This window comes from Pseudoalteromonas sp. APM04, assembly GCF_022809815.1.
Taxonomy (GTDB): domain Bacteria; phylum Pseudomonadota; class Gammaproteobacteria; order Enterobacterales; family Alteromonadaceae; genus Pseudoalteromonas; species Pseudoalteromonas marina.
In genome coordinates this window covers 165,421-183,110 of sequence record NZ_CP094441.1, presented here as the reverse complement: position 1 = coordinate 183,110, position 17,690 = coordinate 165,421, and the positions used below count along the sequence as shown (strand labels likewise).

General features: G+C 40.4%; 21 protein-coding genes. 9 read left to right on the top strand and 12 right to left on the bottom strand.

Translation table 11 applies throughout. From position 1 onward, the window contains the following. On the bottom strand, positions 1-495 hold the full coding sequence (locus MTP24_RS00895) for a hypothetical protein (protein WP_006793780.1): 495 nt from the start codon (positions 493-495) through the stop codon (positions 1-3). Next, entirely contained in the window at positions 485-1,225 is a 741-nt protein-coding gene (locus MTP24_RS00890) for an SURF1 family protein (RefSeq protein ID WP_243532344.1), read from the bottom strand. The genes MTP24_RS00895 and MTP24_RS00890 overlap by 11 nt, the downstream gene beginning before the upstream one ends. Positions 1,226-1,239: 14 nt before the next feature. Here MTP24_RS00890 and MTP24_RS18965 point away from each other — a divergent pair, with 14 nt between their 5' ends. Further along, on the top strand, positions 1,240-1,551 hold the full coding sequence (locus MTP24_RS18965) for a DUF2909 domain-containing protein (protein ID WP_347814585.1): 312 nt from the start codon (positions 1,240-1,242) through the stop codon (positions 1,549-1,551). On the opposite strand, the gene MTP24_RS00880 is transcribed toward MTP24_RS18965, so the two are convergent. From MTP24_RS00880 to lexA, 5 genes are all read right to left on the bottom strand, one after another. Further along, complete coding sequence (locus MTP24_RS00880; RefSeq protein WP_006793777.1) at positions 1,451-2,326, bottom strand: cytochrome c oxidase subunit 3; 876 nt, start codon at positions 2,324-2,326, stop codon at positions 1,451-1,453. The genes MTP24_RS18965 and MTP24_RS00880 overlap by 101 nt on opposite strands. 35 nt (positions 2,327-2,361) lie before the next feature. Next, positions 2,362-2,892 (bottom strand): cytochrome c oxidase assembly protein, encoded by a 531-nt coding sequence (locus MTP24_RS00875; RefSeq protein ID WP_243532342.1) that lies wholly within the window; start codon positions 2,890-2,892, stop codon positions 2,362-2,364. Then, complete coding sequence (gene ctaD, locus MTP24_RS00870) at positions 2,892-4,484, bottom strand: cytochrome c oxidase subunit I (protein ID WP_006793775.1); 1,593 nt, start codon at positions 4,482-4,484, stop codon at positions 2,892-2,894. Before ctaD ends, MTP24_RS00875 begins: the two co-directional genes overlap by 1 nt. Then, positions 4,484-5,626 carry a cytochrome c oxidase subunit II gene (coxB, locus tag MTP24_RS00865; protein WP_243532340.1) on the bottom strand — a complete coding sequence of 381 codons (1,143 nt, stop codon included), beginning with the start codon at positions 5,624-5,626 and terminating at the stop codon, positions 4,484-4,486. The genes ctaD and coxB overlap by 1 nt, the downstream gene beginning before the upstream one ends. Before the next feature lie 415 nt (positions 5,627-6,041). Continuing rightward, positions 6,042-6,659 (bottom strand): transcriptional repressor LexA, encoded by a 618-nt coding sequence (lexA, locus tag MTP24_RS00860; RefSeq protein ID WP_006793773.1) that lies wholly within the window; start codon positions 6,657-6,659, stop codon positions 6,042-6,044. A gap of 176 nt (positions 6,660-6,835) precedes the next feature. On the opposite strand from lexA, the gene MTP24_RS00855 reads away from it, so the two are divergent. Further along, positions 6,836-7,279 carry a hotdog fold thioesterase gene (locus tag MTP24_RS00855; RefSeq protein WP_243532338.1) on the top strand — a complete coding sequence of 148 codons (444 nt, stop codon included), beginning with the start codon at positions 6,836-6,838 and terminating at the stop codon, positions 7,277-7,279. A 1-nt stretch (position 7,280) separates the two neighbouring features. On the opposite strand, the gene MTP24_RS00850 is transcribed toward MTP24_RS00855, so the two are convergent. Continuing rightward, positions 7,281-7,661, bottom strand: a complete 381-nt coding sequence (locus MTP24_RS00850; RefSeq protein WP_006793771.1) for a hypothetical protein — start codon at positions 7,659-7,661, stop codon at positions 7,281-7,283. A 246-nt stretch (positions 7,662-7,907) separates the two neighbouring features. On the opposite strand from MTP24_RS00850, the gene MTP24_RS00845 reads away from it, so the two are divergent. The 4 genes from MTP24_RS00845 (at position 7,908) to MTP24_RS00830 (ending at position 11,456) form a co-directional block, all read left to right on the top strand. Beyond that, entirely contained in the window at positions 7,908-8,606 is a 699-nt protein-coding gene (locus tag MTP24_RS00845) for a hypothetical protein (protein WP_243532336.1), read from the top strand. A gap of 56 nt (positions 8,607-8,662) precedes the next feature. Beyond that, positions 8,663-9,322, top strand: coding sequence for an endonuclease (locus MTP24_RS00840; protein WP_006793769.1), 660 nt, complete (start codon positions 8,663-8,665; stop codon positions 9,320-9,322). 146 nt (positions 9,323-9,468) lie between these two features. Further along, positions 9,469-11,085: a S41 family peptidase gene (locus MTP24_RS00835; protein WP_243532334.1), complete on the top strand. Its 1,617-nt coding sequence runs from the start codon at positions 9,469-9,471 to the stop codon at positions 11,083-11,085. After that, positions 11,085-11,456: a hypothetical protein gene (locus tag MTP24_RS00830; protein WP_243532332.1), complete on the top strand. Its 372-nt coding sequence runs from the start codon at positions 11,085-11,087 to the stop codon at positions 11,454-11,456. Before MTP24_RS00835 ends, MTP24_RS00830 begins: the two co-directional genes overlap by 1 nt. A gap of 108 nt (positions 11,457-11,564) precedes the next feature. Here the strand turns inward: MTP24_RS00830 and MTP24_RS00825 are convergent, their stop codons facing one another. After that, positions 11,565-12,458, bottom strand: coding sequence for a LysR family transcriptional regulator (locus tag MTP24_RS00825; protein WP_058430109.1), 894 nt, complete (start codon positions 12,456-12,458; stop codon positions 11,565-11,567). 119 nt (positions 12,459-12,577) lie between these two features. On the opposite strand from MTP24_RS00825, the gene MTP24_RS00820 reads away from it, so the two are divergent. Further along, positions 12,578-13,144: an NAD(P)H-dependent oxidoreductase gene (locus tag MTP24_RS00820; protein WP_010557771.1), complete on the top strand. Its 567-nt coding sequence runs from the start codon at positions 12,578-12,580 to the stop codon at positions 13,142-13,144. Between the two features lie 11 nt (positions 13,145-13,155). On the opposite strand, the gene MTP24_RS00815 is transcribed toward MTP24_RS00820, so the two are convergent. Continuing rightward, positions 13,156-13,602: a TerB family tellurite resistance protein gene (locus MTP24_RS00815; RefSeq protein ID WP_008129052.1), complete on the bottom strand. Its 447-nt coding sequence runs from the start codon at positions 13,600-13,602 to the stop codon at positions 13,156-13,158. 97 nt (positions 13,603-13,699) lie between these two features. Between MTP24_RS00815 and MTP24_RS00810 the strand changes: the two genes are divergently transcribed. Continuing rightward, a complete protein-coding gene (locus MTP24_RS00810) occupies positions 13,700-14,062 on the top strand; it encodes a hypothetical protein (RefSeq protein ID WP_010557772.1) in 363 nt (120 codons plus the stop codon). A 5-nt stretch (positions 14,063-14,067) separates the two neighbouring features. Here MTP24_RS00810 and MTP24_RS00805 read toward each other — a convergent pair whose 3' ends face one another. Continuing rightward, positions 14,068-14,661, bottom strand: coding sequence for a hypothetical protein (locus tag MTP24_RS00805; RefSeq protein WP_243532330.1), 594 nt, complete (start codon positions 14,659-14,661; stop codon positions 14,068-14,070). Between the two features lie 43 nt (positions 14,662-14,704). Continuing rightward, positions 14,705-15,691: a hypothetical protein gene (locus MTP24_RS00800; protein WP_243532329.1), complete on the bottom strand. Its 987-nt coding sequence runs from the start codon at positions 15,689-15,691 to the stop codon at positions 14,705-14,707. Between the two features lie 416 nt (positions 15,692-16,107). Between MTP24_RS00800 and MTP24_RS00795 the strand changes: the two genes are divergently transcribed. Beyond that, positions 16,108-17,616, top strand: a complete 1,509-nt coding sequence (locus tag MTP24_RS00795; protein ID WP_243532327.1) for a DUF3360 family protein — start codon at positions 16,108-16,110, stop codon at positions 17,614-17,616. Positions 17,617-17,690: the final 74 nt, after the last annotated feature.

Genomic DNA, 17,690 nt, shown 5'->3' with positions numbered 1-17,690 from the left:
TTAGCTTGAACGAGAATAGTTAAGTAGTTTTTTTAAATCCTTTAATAGCCCTTTTTGAACTAAGCGGTTTTCTTGAGGCTTTGCTTTGTATGGGTACTCAAGTACCACAAGTCCCATATGATCAATTAAATACAAACTTGCGGGGGTCAAGCTTGCTTGCTGGGCCATTTTTTTCCACGGTAAGTCAGCTTGTGAAGGACTCCCCATAACAGCCATATCTACCTTTCCTTGATTTTTACCAAGCGCTATATACAAATTATTAAGCGCCTCAAGTTGCTCGTTACATGACGCACTGCACTCACTCGAATAATTAAGCGCTATAGTCCATTGTTTAGGATTATTTTGTTGCCAGTTTTCTAGTTTTATCTCTTCATTTAGAAATTCACCGTGATTTGTAACCGCACTAGGTAACCAATCGAATTTGAGCGCGCTATAGGCTAAAAACAAAGGGATAGCACAACAGGTTACAAACAATAAAAGGGGTTTATTTTTCATTTTTATTCCTTTTTTTACTCGCAAAAATGGCTACAACAACACATGCAAAGGCGATTAAAAACCACTGCACCGCATAGGCGTTATGTTTTTGTGGGCTCATTACAACCGCTTCGTAATGCGGTATCGCAATTTCATCACCCTCACCTTGGCGGTAAGCCATAAAGTTAACTAATGGGAAATGAGTGTGTGATTGTATAAAGCTTAAGTCGATTGATTGAATGCGTTTGGACAGATCACCACTCGAGGTTTTGTCTTCTAGAGTAAAACTACTGAGGTTATTTTCTTTAATTTGTGCTTTGACCGTAAACTCACCTTGGGGCATAACTACTGCAGGTAAAATATCCCGTGATAGCGGGGCTCTCATCCAACCTAAATTAACCAATACTGCACGCATATCATTATTTGGTTTTAACAGGACGAGTAGGTCGTAACCCACTTGTCCGTTATATACTTGATTATCTAACAACCAGTAATGTTCGCTTAAAAGTGTCCCTTTAAGCTCGACTAGTACACCGGTTTTATTCCACTGCTTTGGTAAATTAAGCAACTGCGACCAACTCATAACACCATGAGTTTGTATTTGAGCAATAGCAGTGAGCTGTTGCTGTTTTTTTTCACCTCGTTCTAATTGCCAAAAACCTAGGCGCACACATACCAGTACGACAACCACAACCATACAAATTGTGATTATTGAACTAAGCTTTTGTTTGTGCCTTAAAACTACTTGCATAAAGGGTCAACTCAGTGATTATTAAAATTATTATTGTACTGTTGTTAATGTTTATACTTTTTAACTTATTTAGAGCGCTATTTATTATGGTGTCTGGGAAAACAAACGGGCGACCTATGTCTCACTTTTTAGGACGCCGAGTGTTGTTTTCGGTTGTTGTATTAGTGGTCACAATCGCAGCAGTTAAGCTCGGTTATATAAAGGCAAATAGCTCGCCCATAAACGTTACAGCACATATACAAACACAAATAAACACAGCCATACCACATCAACAAAGTGCCAATACCAAGCAGCAGCTTGAAACGCAAAGTGCTTTTCTTTGGTAAAATGACCTTTTAATATTCGTATTAAAATGACAAATAAAAGTATGGCTCCGAGTGTGACATGCATGCCATGAAAGCCTGTAAGCAAAAAGAATGTATTACCGTACACACCGGCATCTAATGTTAAATTTAAGTCATTGTATGCATGAACGTATTCCTCTACTTGCAATGCTAAAAAGCACACGCCTAATAACACCGTAAGTCCTAAAAACACTTTCAGTGGTTTACGTTTGTTGTTCTCCATTGCAACATGGGCAAAATGTAACGTGACCGATGAAGCGATTAAAATTAACGTATTGATCAATGGTAGGCCTTGCCACCCCATAGCTTGGGTTGTGTCACCGGAGGGTGTAACAACCAAAGGCCACATAGCTTCAAAGGTAGGCCACAACACTTCATTAGTCATAGCATTGTTACCCGCGCCCCCCAACCAGGGCACCGAAATCATACGTGCATAAAATAACGCACCAAAAAAGGCCATAAAAAACATAACCTCAGAAAAAATGAACCAGCTCATGCCTTGTCGAAAAGAACGATCCATTTGTGCTGAGTACAACCCTTGGCCTGACTCGTGAATAACATTTTTAAACCAGCCAAATAACATATATAAAAGAACGGCTATACCGGCATAAAGTAAATAAACACCGCTCCCCCCTTCCTTGCCAACTTCCATAACTGTTAAGCCTGCGCCTACGGCGATAAAAAACAACGCAACCGCTCCTACAATGGGCCACGGGCTTTGCTCTGGTACGTAATAATGCTCATGTTCTTGATTCATTTTACTTGCTCCTAGTTTCGCACTAGTGTTTGTTGCTAGTTATTACTGGCAACTAGTTGCTCACTAATATCAAATACGGTGTAAGACAAAGTTAGCTCTTCAACATCACTTGGAAGCGCTGTATCAACATAAAAAAGCAATTTAAATTCGAGCTCTTCCCCCGCTTTTAGGGGTTGTTGATCAAAGCAAAAGCAGGCCATTTTGTGTAAATATTTTGCCGCTTTGCCTGGTGAAACAGACGGTACTGCCTGCATAACTTTATCGAGTTCACTACTATTTTTTGCGCTAAAAACGACTTCTCGCATTTCTCCGGGTTTCACAACCACACTGTACTCTTTTGATTTCACCTCAAAAGGTGCACCGCTTTGTGCATGAGTTGTAAAACTCACGCTAACGTCCCTTGTTTGCTCAATCACGCTACTATGCTGCGCTTGCTCTAACGATGGCTTACCATTTAGCCCGGTTAAGTCACAAAACACGTCGTATAACGGCACTAAGGCAAACGCAAACGCAAACATACCTATGCTGATAATAATCAAGCGTTTAAGGAGCGGTGCGTGGGTCATTATTTAATTTCCGGTGGTGTTGAAAAGGTATGGTAAGGCGCAGGGGATTCAACTTCCCACTCTAACCCTTCAGCGCCATCCCATACTTTTGCAGGGACTTTTTCGCCGCCTCTTGCACATTTAAAAACAACCACTACAAACAACAGCTGAGATAAACCAAATGCAAAACCACCAATACTTATAATTGCGTTGAAGTCTGCAAATTGCAGTGCATAATCAGGAATACGACGAGGCATACCAGCCAAACCCACAAAATGCATTGGAAAAAACAGCACATTTACACTGACTAACGACAACCAAAAATGCCACTTAGCCAGCGTGATATTAAACATATTGCCAGTCCATTTTGGCAGCCAGTAATAAGCACCCGCCATGATAGAAAATACCGCCCCTGTCACTAACACATAATGAAAATGAGCCACTACAAAATAAGTGTCGTGGTATTGAAAATCAGCGGGAGTAATAGCAAGCATCAACCCTGAAAAACCACCTAATGTGAACAGCACTATAAAAGCAATACTGAACATCATAGGGACTTCAAAGCTAATAGAACCGCGCCACATGGTGGCTACCCAATTAAATACTTTCACGCCGGTAGGTACCGATATCAGCATTGTGGAGTACATAAAAAATAGCTCTGCAGCTACCGGCATACCGGTGGTAAACATGTGATGCGCCCACACAATAAAGCTTAGCAATGCTATAGATGACGTGGCATAAACCATAGATGCATAGCCAAATAGCTTTTTACGCGAGAAAGTGGGCACTATGGTTGAAATGATACCAAAGGCTGGCAAAATCATGATGTAAACTTCGGGGTGACCAAAAAACCAAAATATATGCTGGAACATCACCGGATCGCCACCGCCGGCAGCATCAAAAAAGCTAGTCGCAAAATATTTATCGGTTAAAACCATGGTCACCGCCCCTGCCAAAACGGGCATAACAGCAATGAGTAAAAATGCCGTTATTAGCCATGTCCATACAAACAGGGGGAGTTTCATCCACGTCATCCCAGGTGCACGCAAATTAACTATAGTCACAACCACATTAATAGCACCCATAATTGAGCTAATACCCATTATGTGCACCGCAAATACAAACAAGGCAGTATTGTCGTTACTGTATGTGGTTGAAAGCGGAGCATAGAAGGTCCAGCCAAAAGCAGGGCCTCCTCCAGGCATAAATAAAGAAGCAAGCAAAATTAAGAATGCGAAAGGTAAAATCCAAAAACTCCAGTTATTCATTCTAGGTAATGCCATATCTGGCGCACCTATCATTAACGGTATCATCCAATTGGCTAATCCCGTAAAGGCAGGCATAACGGCGCCAAACACCATTATTAAACCGTGAACTGTAGTCATTTGATTAAAAAAGTGGGGATCGACCAACTGCAACCCAGGCTGAAATAGTTCAGCCCTGATCACCATAGCCATGGCGCCACCAATTAAAAACATGGTCAACGAAAATATTAAATATAAACTGCCAATATCTTTATGATTTGTTGTATAAAGCCAGCGCTTAAAGCCTTTAGCTGGATGATGCGCATGATGCGCTTCATTGGCGTTTGGTTGTTCTGCTATGCTACTCATTAGTTAGCCTCCACGTCGGCATCAAGTGCTGCTTGAATCTCACTAGGCTGAATAACATCACCGGTATCGTTACCCCATGCATTTCGCTTGTAAGTAATAACCGCAGCCAATTGTTTTATAGATAACTGCTTGGCAAATGATTGCATTGCCGTACCTGGGCTCCCATGAATAAGTATGTCAATATGACCTTTTATATCGCCAAGTACAATTGGGCTGCCTTTTAGAGCCGGAAATACGCCCGGTAGCCCTAACCCCGTAGGTTGATGACATGCTGCACAACTTGCCATGTATACTTGAGCGCCCAGCTCCATTAGCTCTTCTTTAGGTAATGTTTGACCAAGTAAAGCGGCATCAGCTAAAGCTGCTTGTTGCTTAGCTTGTTTAGCATCGGCCAACCATACTTTAAAGTCAGCCTCAGATTTAGCCTCTACCACAACGGGCATAAATCCGTGATCTTTACCGCACAGCTCAGCACACTGACCTCGGTAAATACCTTCTTCGTTTATGTTGGTCCATGTTTCGTTAATAAAGCCTGGATTGGCGTCTTTTTTAACGGCAAAGTCTGGTACCCACCAAGAGTGGATAACATCATCTGAGGTCATTAAAAAACGAATTTTTTGATTAATTGGTAGTACGAGGGGTTTGTCTACCTCAAGTAAATAATTTGGGTTTTTATCAGCTAAATTAGTTATTTCATCCTGAGGAGTTGCAAGCATTGAGTAAAACTCTACATCTTCTCCCATGTATTCATAATGCCATTTCCACTGTGAACCTGTAACTTTAATTGTTAAGTCGGCTTTACTGGCATCTTCCATAGCGATTAAGGTTTTTGTAGCAGGCACAGCCATAGCAATTAAAATAACAAATGGAATGGCGGTCCAAAGAATTTCTACTTTGGTGCTTTCGTGGAATTGAGCGGGAACCGCTCCTTTAGATTTGCGATGATGAATGAGTGCCCAAAGCATAATGGCAAACACTATTATCCCAATCACACAACATATAAAAAATATGGTCATGTGTAATTCGTAAACATTTTCACTTATATCTGTAACGCCTTTACGCATATTAAATTGGCTATTTGCCAAGGCTAACTGCGGAAAAACACACAATATAAGCCACAAGGTACAACTAAGTTTACCCATGTGACGACTCCTTTGATGCTGTTGCTAGTGCAAAGCGAAGAGGCATACGGCTTAAACGCCAATTCGTTATTTTTATTTTTTTATTAATGCCGTTTTATTTATAAAAATTGGCATTCACTGCGCTAGCAAAAATTTATTGTGTGTGCTCAAAACTTAAAAGCGATGAGTATTGCCAGCGTCAGCTTATTAACAATTAGTTAATATTTAACCACCATGCAAGTTTTTTGTATTAAAAACAAACAATAAATATATAAAAAGTAGAGAGTTGGTTTAGTTGAACGTAGAGAGAAATAGCTCAAGTCGAGAGGTAGTAAGGGCTAAGGATGAAATGAAAGAGTGTGAATAAAAAACAAACAAAATTTTAAAAATTAAAAAAGCGCACCAAAAAAGTGCGCTTTTTATAAAATAAGAAAAACTACATCCAGTCTGCGTTACGAATAACGCCCACTGCCAAGCCTTCAATGTTGAACGACTCAGTTTCAAGATCGACCTTAATTGGTGCAAACTCGTCATTTTCAGCATGAAGCAACACCTGGCGACCCGCCTTTTCAATGCGTTTTACGGTTACATCGTCATCAACACGGGCAACCACAACTTGACCATTTTCAGCCACTTGTGTTTTATGCACAGCAAGTAAATCGCCATCCATAATGCCTATATCTTTCATACTCATACCGTTTACGCGCAGTAAAAAGTCGGCAGCTGGTTTAAACATTAATGGGTCAATTTTACAGTGGCTTTCAACATGTTCTTGCGCCAAAATAGGGGAACCTGCCGCAACTCGGCCAATAAGCGGTAAACCTAATTGTTCTGGCTCCTCTTCTTCAACAAGTTGGATTCCACGGCTTGCGCCAGGTTTCATTTTAATCACCCCTTTTTTGGCAAGGGCTTTTAAATGTTCCTCAGCGGCATTTGCACTTTTAAACCCTAACGTTTGTGCTATTTCGGCACGTGTAGGCGGCATACCAGTGTCTTTAATAAACACTTTAATTAATTCGAGTATTTGAGCTTGGCGTTTAGTTAATGGGCGCATACAACTGGTTTTCCATACAGTACATTTAACTGTGAGTATATACAGTTAAATAAAAATCGCAAATTTAAATTATCCGTTCAAATAGCCAAATTACTTCCTTACGTGTACATTTTAGGGGCTTTCTAAAATAGCCTATAAAAATAGTAACTTGCTACATTAAATTTAAAGGAATCTATATGAGTATTTGGCATCAACCCATTACATTAGCATTGTGTAAACAATTGGACGAAGGCATTAATGGCCAAGGGACACTAATGAAAACCATGGGAATCGAAATAACAGAGATAGGCGACGATTACTTAGTAGCAACTATGCCTGCAATCCCTGCACACCATAACCCTATTGGTATGGTTCATGGCGGCGCAAACGTTGTACTCGCCGAAACCGTAGCTAGCTATGCTGCTAATTTTGTGGTTGATTTCACAAAGTTTTACTGTGTTGGGCAAGAAATAAGTGCAAGCCATTTAAAGGCTTCTCGCAATGGTGCATTAACGGCAACAGCACGCGCATTTCATATTGGAAAACGAAGCTCTGTTTGGGAAATAAAAATCACAAACAGCCGCAACGAGCTGTGCTGCGTATCAAAAATGACCGCAGCCGTTGTTGAGCGAAAGACGTAAGTTATTTTTCGAGAGGGTAAATTGTTATTTCCATACCCGCGCCAATAGCAGATATACGCAGTAGTGTATCTGCATGTAAAGCTTGATTAAAACACTTTGGCGACGTGCCTGACTCAAACCCTATATCAAACGTTCTACGTGAGCAGCTCAACCATTGCTTTAATGCATTGCGTGAACATGACTCAATAAGCTCACATATATGGTTTATTGCTTTGTCTGGTGATTTTACATCGCCAGCTACCTCAATACGTGCTAATTGACGGTATTCGTCTTTGTCATAATGTAAAATCGTTGCGACTTTTTTTAGGTCGGCCACCAGCACACTAATATCTTGTTTTGACTCAAGCTCTAGATCTACATTTAAAAATTGAATTTCCGACATTGTCTCGTATTTATCCTCTAATGGTTACCATGCAAACTTTAACGCAGTTTTACCTTTATACCAAATCAACACCCTATAAATAGACGTTTTATATAGTAATACTCTTATTTTAGAGTGCTATTGCTGCTTACAATTGGCGCTATTGTGCTGAAACGCTATTTTAATGCACTAGTGCGACATTTTGTCGCACTCACCTTGCTCAACCATCGCGTAAAATGTCTCGTAAAAATAATAAGATAAACACACATGAAAAAAGTTTTTAAACCAGCACGTAAACTTCATAAATGGTTGGGCTATTTATTAGGAATACAAATATTAGCTTGGTTGCTTGGCGGTTTGGTTATGAGCGCTATTCCGCTTGAAAAAGTACATGGTAAACACCTAGCAACACGCACCCTAGCTAACCCCTTTAAAAGCAGCGATTACGTCGCATCAATTGATAATATTGTTTCGCAAGTAACTAATCCGACTAAGATAACCTTTGCGCATTTTTTATCTACCCCACTTATAACTGTAACCAGTGAAGGCAACCCTCAAAGTTTTAATGGTATTACTGGGCAACCATTTAAAGCCCCCAATAAACAGCAAATAATTGCTAATGCACACGCGCATTTACTTATTGATGCTCAACCAGTAAGTACCACTTTAATAGGTTTAGGACCAAGAGAAAGCGGTTATAAAAAAGATGTATGGAAAGTACAATTTAACGATACATTTAGTACCACACTCTATTTGTCATCAGATACGGGCAAAGTGATTACTGTGCGCAGCACACTGTGGCGAATTTTCGATTTTTTTTGGATGCTGCATATTATGGATTACGATGAACGTGAAAACTTTAACAATCCTCTATTAATTAGCTTTGCTGCAACCAGTGTGCTTTTTTGTTTAACTGGCTTTTTACTGCTATTGCAAAACATAAGGATTAAACGCAGATTTAAATAAGTTTATGTTTGCCTGTTGAGCCAGTAAACTAGGGGCTCCTGTAGTTCACGTATGTGATGGATATGACCCGATTGATTTTGGCCTTACTGGCTTGCTGTGTCTGTTTTTCGGTATCAAGTAAAGACTTTACTCGCTTCTCTACTGCTAAAAAGCACTTAATAAAAACGCTACCGCACAATGCAAAAAGCCTGTATTGCGGTTGTGATATTAAAAAACAAGGTAAAAAACTAGTGCCAGATCCAACGGGTTGTGGCTATGTACCTCGTAATACATTTACCCGCTCAGGCAAAGTAAACCAGCGCGCTTTACGTATTGAATGGGAGCATATTGTATCGGCATGGGAGTTTGGGCATCAACTACAATGTTGGCAAAATGGTGGGCGGAAAAACTGCCGTAAAGTCAGCGAAAAATTTCGAAAAATGGAAGCTGATATAAATAACTTAGCCCCCGCAATTGGCGAAATAAATGCTGACCGCTCTAATTATCGTTTTGGCATGCTAGGTGGAGCCGCGACTCAATACGGCCAATGCGATGTAAAAGTAAACTTTAAGCAACGTGTTGTTGAGCCACCATTTTATGCCCGTAAAAAAATTGCCGACGCCTATGCTTACATGCAAAAAACCTATGGTTTAAAAATTTCAAAACAACAACAAAAACTTTTTAATGCGTGGCAAAAGCAAGATCTAGCACTAAAAAGCACTATACAAAAAATGTAATGATATTCCCGCTAATAAGCGAACTTAAAATACTGCTTTACCAATAAAAAATGACACAATTATTTACATAAAGAAAAAGCAAAACGTTGAATAAATAATCAGGTGTTGTAGTATTTTAAACAACTTATTTACAGGAAGTACCGAATATGTTTAAAAACAACACTCTATCGCTTGCAATTATTAGCGCGCTCTCAGTTTTTGCTTTAACAGGTTGTGGTGGAGGCGGAGGTAGCAACACTACACCAGCGCCTGTCACGCCACCTACAAGTAGCACACCGACATGGACTGCCGGTGTATTTGAACCTTCAGACGAACTCAAAAACTTTTGCGAAAACCCACGTACAGGTAACGACCCGTTTAATAATAATGAGCCTTACCCTGACCAAGCTGGTTCAGCCTTATACGAAAAACTATGGCTTCGCTCATGGAGCGACGAAACATACCTGTGGTATGACGAAATAGCCGATAACGACCCTGAATCGTTCGATACCGTCGCTGACTATTTTGCTCAACTAAAAACCGAAGAGCTAACCGATTCAGGCGCTAAAAAAGATAACTTTCATTTTTCAGAACCCTCTGAAGATTACTTCCAAGAAGCACAATCGGGCGTTACCTCTGGTTATGGTATTAACTGGGCATTTATTGGTGATTCAGCCGATAGAATTTTACGTGTTGCTTACCTTGAAGATGACTCACCAGCTAGCCAAATTGGCTTTCAACGAGGCGATACCGTACTTGAAGTTGATGGCGTAAGCATTAATACCAATACCCAAGCAGGGATTGATACTTTAAACGAAGGCTTATTTAGCCCAACCAACGGTGATTCACATACAATTGTTGTTCGCAGTAACGACGGCACGGAAAAAACATTTAACGTCACAGCGGGTAACATTGAGCAAACGCCTGTTCAAAATGTAAAAACGATTGTAACAAGCAATAACACGCGCGTTGGTTATATGCAGTTTAATAGTCATATAGGTATTGCCCAAGAGGGCCTAATTGATGCAGTAAATAAATTTAGAACCGATAACGTAGACGAACTCGTTATTGATTTTAGATACAACGGCGGTGGTTTATTAGCGCTGTCTGCGCAGCTAGCTTATATGGTGGCAGGAAGTGCCAATGTACAAAACCGCTTTTACTATCAAACACAACAAAATGATAAACAGCCTGTCGATTCTCCATTTCCGTTTATTGACGAAGAAATAGATTACTCAACGTTTTTTAGTACTGGCGATAAATTACCTGATTTAAACTTATCTAAAGTGTATGTACTAAGTACATCAGGTACCTGTTCAGCCTCTGAAGCATTTATTAATGGCTTAAAAGGAATAGATGCAGAGGTGGTACTTATTGGCGACACAACCTGTGGTAAACCATACGGATTTACGCCTACACACAACTGTGGAACAACCTACTACACCATTCAATTTAGTGGCGTTAACAGTAAAGGCTTTGGCGAATATGCCGCAGGCTTTACCCCAACACCAACACCACAATTTAATGCCGATGTACAAGGGTGTGTTGTTAGTGATGACTTTGATAATCAACTTGGTGATAGCAACGAAAGGTTACTATCTACAGCACTTTTTCATATAGATAATAACGGCGCATGCCCAATTACAACAACAGTCGCTAATAGTAAAGTAGATGTACCAAGCTTTGCTGCAACGGGCGAAAAACTGCAGCCTTTAAACGCACCAAATGATCTTACCCGCGGTAACATGGACCTTACATGGCCTACGTTGTCTAAGGAGCAATAATGGTAAAGTTACTGGCGGTACTCACTGTATTAATAAGTATAGGAGGGTGTAATAGTATGAGTAATGCCGTTGCAAAGCCTGCGCTATTAACAGAAGTTAACCCAGGCGTTATAACTGTGCTGCAACAGGCAATAATAAAAGCTAAAGACGGTACGCTTGTTACACTGGCCGACACCGTTTTTACCAAACGCAGTGAGCTTTTACTAAGCCATGGTACAAGTAAAGATCCCAATGGTATGCCCATTATGGGCGCGCATAATATCAAGTCAGAAAAGTTTGTTTTGCAAATTATTGGCGAGCAATGCGTGCTGTATTACCCTAAAAAAGATCTCACTATTGAGCTTAAAAACGTAAGTTGTAAAGCACAGTAATTTAAAAACTAAAAAGGCGTACAACTTGTTGTTGTACGCCTTTTCATTGTAAAACTGTTTAAATGCTAATTGCCAAAAAATAACTCGATCGGGAGCCCTTCAATTTTTTTACTTAGCAAGTTTATTAAAATGCGCCTTTAATAAGCCTGCAAAAGCTTGTACTTTCGCGGTGCGATGCACTAAATGGTGGGTCACTAACCACACATCTGTGGGCCAATTTAATTCACTATGTAGCACAGGGACCAAATCGCTATATTGCGCTGCTACATCATGTTGTAAACCACCAATGCCTAAGCCTTTAATAATCGCGCGCGTGGCCTCGGCAGTTTCTGATACACGTAATTTGATTTGCGATGCAGGAATGTTTTCGTCTGCCCAAGCAAAATAAGGTACGCGCGCATTATATCCCGCCACTCCTGATACAAAATTATGCTGCAATAAATCACCTAGTGATTTAGGCATGCCATGCCTTGTAATGTAGCGTTTGTTAGCATATAAACCCGATGTAAGCTTTGCTAAGTGCTGAGCAATGTAGTCACCCTCATCAGGTTTAGGGCCTGCACGAAGCGCAATATGTGCTTGCCCGTGATCGAGCCGCAAGCGTTTTTGCTCCAAAATAACTTCAAGCTGCACTTGTGGGTGTAATGCCTGAAATTGCTCACATACATCACCCATAACATCAATAAACCCACTCACCGTAGTAAGTAATAAACTTCCGCGTAAAGTACTGTCGGCAGCGGCAATATCGTTATGTAGCTGTTCGAGCGAGGTATCTATAGTTTGCGCTGTCGCAAATAATTTAGCGCCAATTTCAGTTACCTTGTAACCACGAGCATGGCGATGAAACAAGCGGGTATCTAGGTTTTTTTCAAGGCTGTTAATTCGTCTTAACACAGTGCTGTGGTGCACATTAAGTGCCTCTGCTGCAGCTGTAAGTGTGCCAAGCCGCGCCACTTCAAAGGCCACTTTTACGTCTTGCCAGTCATCAAATTTAATTGCCATGCGCTCTGCCTTTAACTTGTGTGCATATATGCACATAAGTGTTGCGTTTATTTGGGTTTTCTACAAGTAAAAGTTTGCTACATTAGGTATGTAACTTAAAACATAAAAAGGCCAAACTCATGTCAGCACCAAAAATTATCGCGCTTGCGGGCAGCTTACGTAAAGAAAGCTTTAATCAAAAACTTATTAATGAAGCAGCACGTTTTGCTCTGCAAACAGGTGCTGAAGTAGAAGTTATTCAGTTAAACGAGTTAGATATTCCACTATTTAACGAAGATATTGAAGCACAAGGTACACCCGCTGATGCACAACGTTTAAAAGACAAACTTCGCTCTGCAGATGGTATTTTACTGGCAAGCCCAGAGTATAACGGGTCTATCACTGCGCCGTTAAAAAACGCTATAGACTGGGCTTCACGCACTGAGCAAGGTGCAGTACCGGCGTTTCGTAATAAAGTTGTGGCCTTATTTGCTACTTCACCGGGTGGATTAGGAGGTTTACGCGGTTTAAACCACGTACGTGATATTTTAAGCGGCATTGGTTCGTTAGTACTTGCCGACCAACTTGCTGTACCGTCTGCGTTTTCTGTTTTTGATGACAATGGCCAAATTAGCGACCCAGAAATAGCTGATAAAGTATCTTCGCTTGCTCATCAATTAGTCAGTGTTGCAAGCAAATTAAAGTAACCTTATACGCTTTACTTTTGCTTTGTCGCCGCTATTTTTGCGGCGATAAAATCAACATGCGTTACATATAATAGACCCGCTATTTTACGTATTACGTACTCTTCTTGTGGGTCTATTTCACCGTCTGCGTAGGCTAAACGCCACAGCAATTCTATTATCTCTATTCGCTCTGCCGCACTGCAATGCTCATTAATCTGCTTTGAAAACTGAAAGTAATCAATTGCACCATCTAAACTACTTGCTGCATTGGTAGTGAGTTCTTCAACCTCAGAATCTGTTAAATTAAAATACTTTTTTAAGGTTACAGTCAGGGTGTGTTGTTCATCATGGTCGAGCTTGGTATCTGCACGCATCACTTCAATTAGCAACGCTGCTACAGCCGTTTTTAAATCGTGTGGCTCTATACTTGGCGCTGGATCATCGAATGCTGTAAAAAGCTGTTTTATTTGTTTGAACATCACATTATCTCTTTTGGGTGTTAGACTTAACGTACATAAACCGAACTTGTATGAGTATTTAATGGGTATTAAGTTCGCAAATTAAAGGATACATTTTATGAAAGGGTTATATTCACCGCGCTTTATCATTAGTTGCGTACTGGTGGGCCTTTCGAATACAGGCACTGCACTGGCCGACACCGTCGAAAAAGAAAAATCATACGACTTTGATAACAAAGTTCATTATTATCAAACCAAAATTGACAACAGCAATTATAAAATAGAAATACAATCAGACGATTACAAACACTTTGCTAATCAAAGTATGTTTTTACTGCGCCATGCAGACAGGTTATGCCGTGGTAACACTTTTATGTTAAAAGTGCTTGAAGGCGTGCAAGAGTACGAACGTTTTCCTACTAAACCACGCGCTTATCAACCACCTTTAACGGTTTTATTGCAATGCGAAAAGCCTGAATAATAAGCTTACTCTTCGTATCCCCATGGTGCAGCGGGTGGCGTAATAGGTTTAGTTAAATCAAAGTCCACCTTAAACTCGCGCCCTTGGCGAATTAACCGATACGTAAATACCTCAGGATAAATATACATTTGCCATGTATTACCTGCCGACTGCGCAATACCTTGTGCTACAAATAATTCTTTAGAGTATTGATCGGCCGGGAAAGACTGCATTTGTGCAAAACCCGCATCAAGTGTATGACCGCCATACATAGTAGAAGCGTCGTCAGTGCCATCTTTATGGCGATGATCATGCTTTAAGCTCAAACCACTGCCCGTTTTAGTAATGATCCACGTACGCGATGCATCATCACCCACATGAAATGGCACTTGTAGCTCGCTATCAGTACATTTACGTACATGCATAACTAACTTTTTATTATCAAATGAGCTTGGGCCTTTTGCATTATCTACACTTACTTTGCCCTCAAACGCCTTACCACAATGCGCAGCTATATTATTAAAAAACGCATCGTGTGTTGGTATAGATACCAAAGGCGCAGGGCGCGCAATAGCGGCTGATGAAGCAAGTAATAACGTTGCTGCCGTTAATAATTTCATAAAGTACTCTTATAATAGTTTTTTAATACCATAGCGGTTTAAGTTAATAATAGGAAGTAGCTGCGACAAGTGGCTTTTCTGCTCTGCTTTTCATTAATGTTAAAAGTGAATAATGGAAGTCTTGAAAAATTACCTCACCCCATATTCGCGAATAAACACCAAAATTTGTATTATCTTGCACGGTCGTTTTTAAAGTTAAAATGGTATTGCCGCTTTTATCTTCACTTAACTCATATCCACCGTAAAGAGGTGAAAAGTATTCGCCGCCTAGTTTTACATGTTTATCGAGTGCATCATCGGGAATAGCATCAGGGTCTATGTCAAACCTATAAAGCATCTGTTTATTTGGCTGCCAATCAGTAATAACTTCTTTAAATATAACCCCTTTTTTCCATTTACTGGTTCTAATTGCACCAACACCAGTAGCATTCATATTTGCCTCTAAGGGTTTAGGTACACCTATTAATTGGGTAAGCGAAAATGGCAATTCTTGTGGCTCTATGGTGCTTACATTTGCAAGCTGCTGCCATACACGATTTATAGGCGCTTCAATAATTATAGAGTTGGTGACTTCGTACGTTTTTGATAAGTGTAAATAATTTACCTCAATAGGTGAGAGCAATACAGGAAGCAAAGCGATTGAAAGTAAAGGCCTATTAGCGTTTTTTGTTTTGCGATTTTTAATAAAGCCTGCCAATAAACCACCCATACTTGCAAAGAGCATAAAGGCAGGCAAAGCCATTGCCACACAAATACTGCCTTCAAGCAGTGTAATAACGCTTACAAGTAAAAAAACAAAAATTGGCTGCCAAGCAATAGTCACCATTTGCCTTTTAGTTAATGTATTTGAGCTTTTAAATTCAAAATGAATACGAATATAACCAATTGCAACGGGCACTAAAAACATAAATGAAATGGATACAAGGCTACTTAAATTATAAGTATCAAGCAGCTCTACAAACAGCCGCATAAATATGCCGTAAAGCGTACCAAGTAAAATACCAATTGATTTAGGGGAGTTGAATTGCATCTCTATTCTTTATTGTTGTTATTAACAATCAGAAAGTAACAGATGTATTATTCCACCACAAATAAAACAAAATTAACGGCTCCCGCAAACAAATAGCTTGAAATAAAACAACTTTAACAACCACTAAGACTAAAGGATAATAACCTGCCGTTAACACGATACTATTTCTGCAAATAGCTCTGAGCATCTTTAATGACACATTCAAGAACATGATCTATATAAACTTTTAATCATTTTCTGTAATTTATGACTTTTAGTGTAAAGCTGTTTTTTAAATTAACTGTATTAAAAACAACCATACACGACCTTTTGCCTATACATTCCTGAGTAAAAGCTGATCTACCCTGCTTGTTCACTATTCATTTGCTTTAACAAAAGCCGTATTAGTAAATAAGCAACGAGTAACAGGAGGGACTATGTCAGTAACCCCAAAGGGTCACAACTCAGATCACAAAAGTACATTGCACGACAATACCAACAGCTATCAAAACAACCATAAACCCAGTTCAGAGTTTAATACCCGTGACGAATACCTAGAGCACGAACTGCAAATTATGCAGCCTAAGCGCTGGCGGCCTAATTTACCCTTTAGAGACTACCGCTTTGAATTTGAAGACACGATTCCTGCCATGGCGGGCACCATTGGCAAAGTGGTTATGGTAGGTGCTATTGCCGCTACATTTGCAGCGCCACTAGGTTTAAGCGATGCGTTTGTGTTAGAGAACGTACGTTATGAATTACTGATTGTTTCTATTTTTATTATTTTGTTTTCGGGCTTTATTTTACCTACCGCTAACTTAGCGGGTACTCATGGCCCACTTATTCCACTTATTCCTATTGTGGTTGCCGCTGGCGGCCATCCTATGGCGTTTGGCTTACTGATTGGTGCCTTTGGCTTTATTTTAGCCATAACCAAAGGAGGGAGCTTGCTGGCACGCTTAACGAGTAAAGGCGTGTGCGGGGGCTTACTTATATATTTAGGCTTTATTGGCACAATTTCGCAGGTTAAAAAACTGTTTGCATGGGCTGAGGCCATTGATATGGCGCACATTGCGTTTATTGTTATTTTGGCGACCATTTTATTGTATGCGTTACTTGAGCACTTTAAAAAGCGCTGGTTAGCTGTGCCGCTTAGCTGCCTTATTGGCGGTGTGGTTGCATTTGCACTCGGTGCGCCGTTTGAATTTAATACCGCGCCGGGCTTACCAAATATGAACCCAGCTTATTGGTGGGGCGAAAACACAGGTTGGATGCTTGGCTTACCTACGCTTGAAAGCTTTGTGGTTGTGCTGCCGTTTGCGGTATTAGCTGTCGCTATGTGGTCACCGGATTTTTTAGGGCATCAAGTATTTCAAAAAATTAGTTACCCGCAACGCACTGAAAAAGTTCAAATGAACATAGACGACACCATGCTAAGCGCATCGGTTAGACAAACCTTTGGCTCGCTGGCCGGTGGTGCTAACTTTACCTCATCGTGGGGGACTTACATTGTCCCTGCCGCTATTGCTAAACGCCCTATCCCGGCGGGCGCCATTTTAACAGCCGTATTTTGTATTATTGCGGGTTTATGGGGCTACCCAATGGATTTAGCCATTTGGCAACCTGTGCTGTGTGTTGCGCTTATTGTAGGTGTGTTTATTCCGCTGCTTGAGGCGGGTATGGAAATGACACGCGAAGGTAAAACAACGCAATCGGCCGCTATTGTTGTGTTTGCCTCTAGCTTGGTTAACCCTGCTTTTGGTTGGTCTCTAACTATGCTGCTTGATAACTTAGGCTTAATTGGCTGTAAAGAGCGCAGTGCTAATTTAACTAAAATGAGCCGCTGGGTTGTACCGCTCATTATGTTTGTGGTTTTAACCACAGTAATGGCCATTGTTGGCATGCTGCCAGGCATACCCGCGCTAATGGCAGATTTTAGACATTAATAATTAGAAAACTTAAACATAAAAAAGCGCGGCTTATATACTCAGCCGCGCTTTGTTTTCATATGTAATTAATT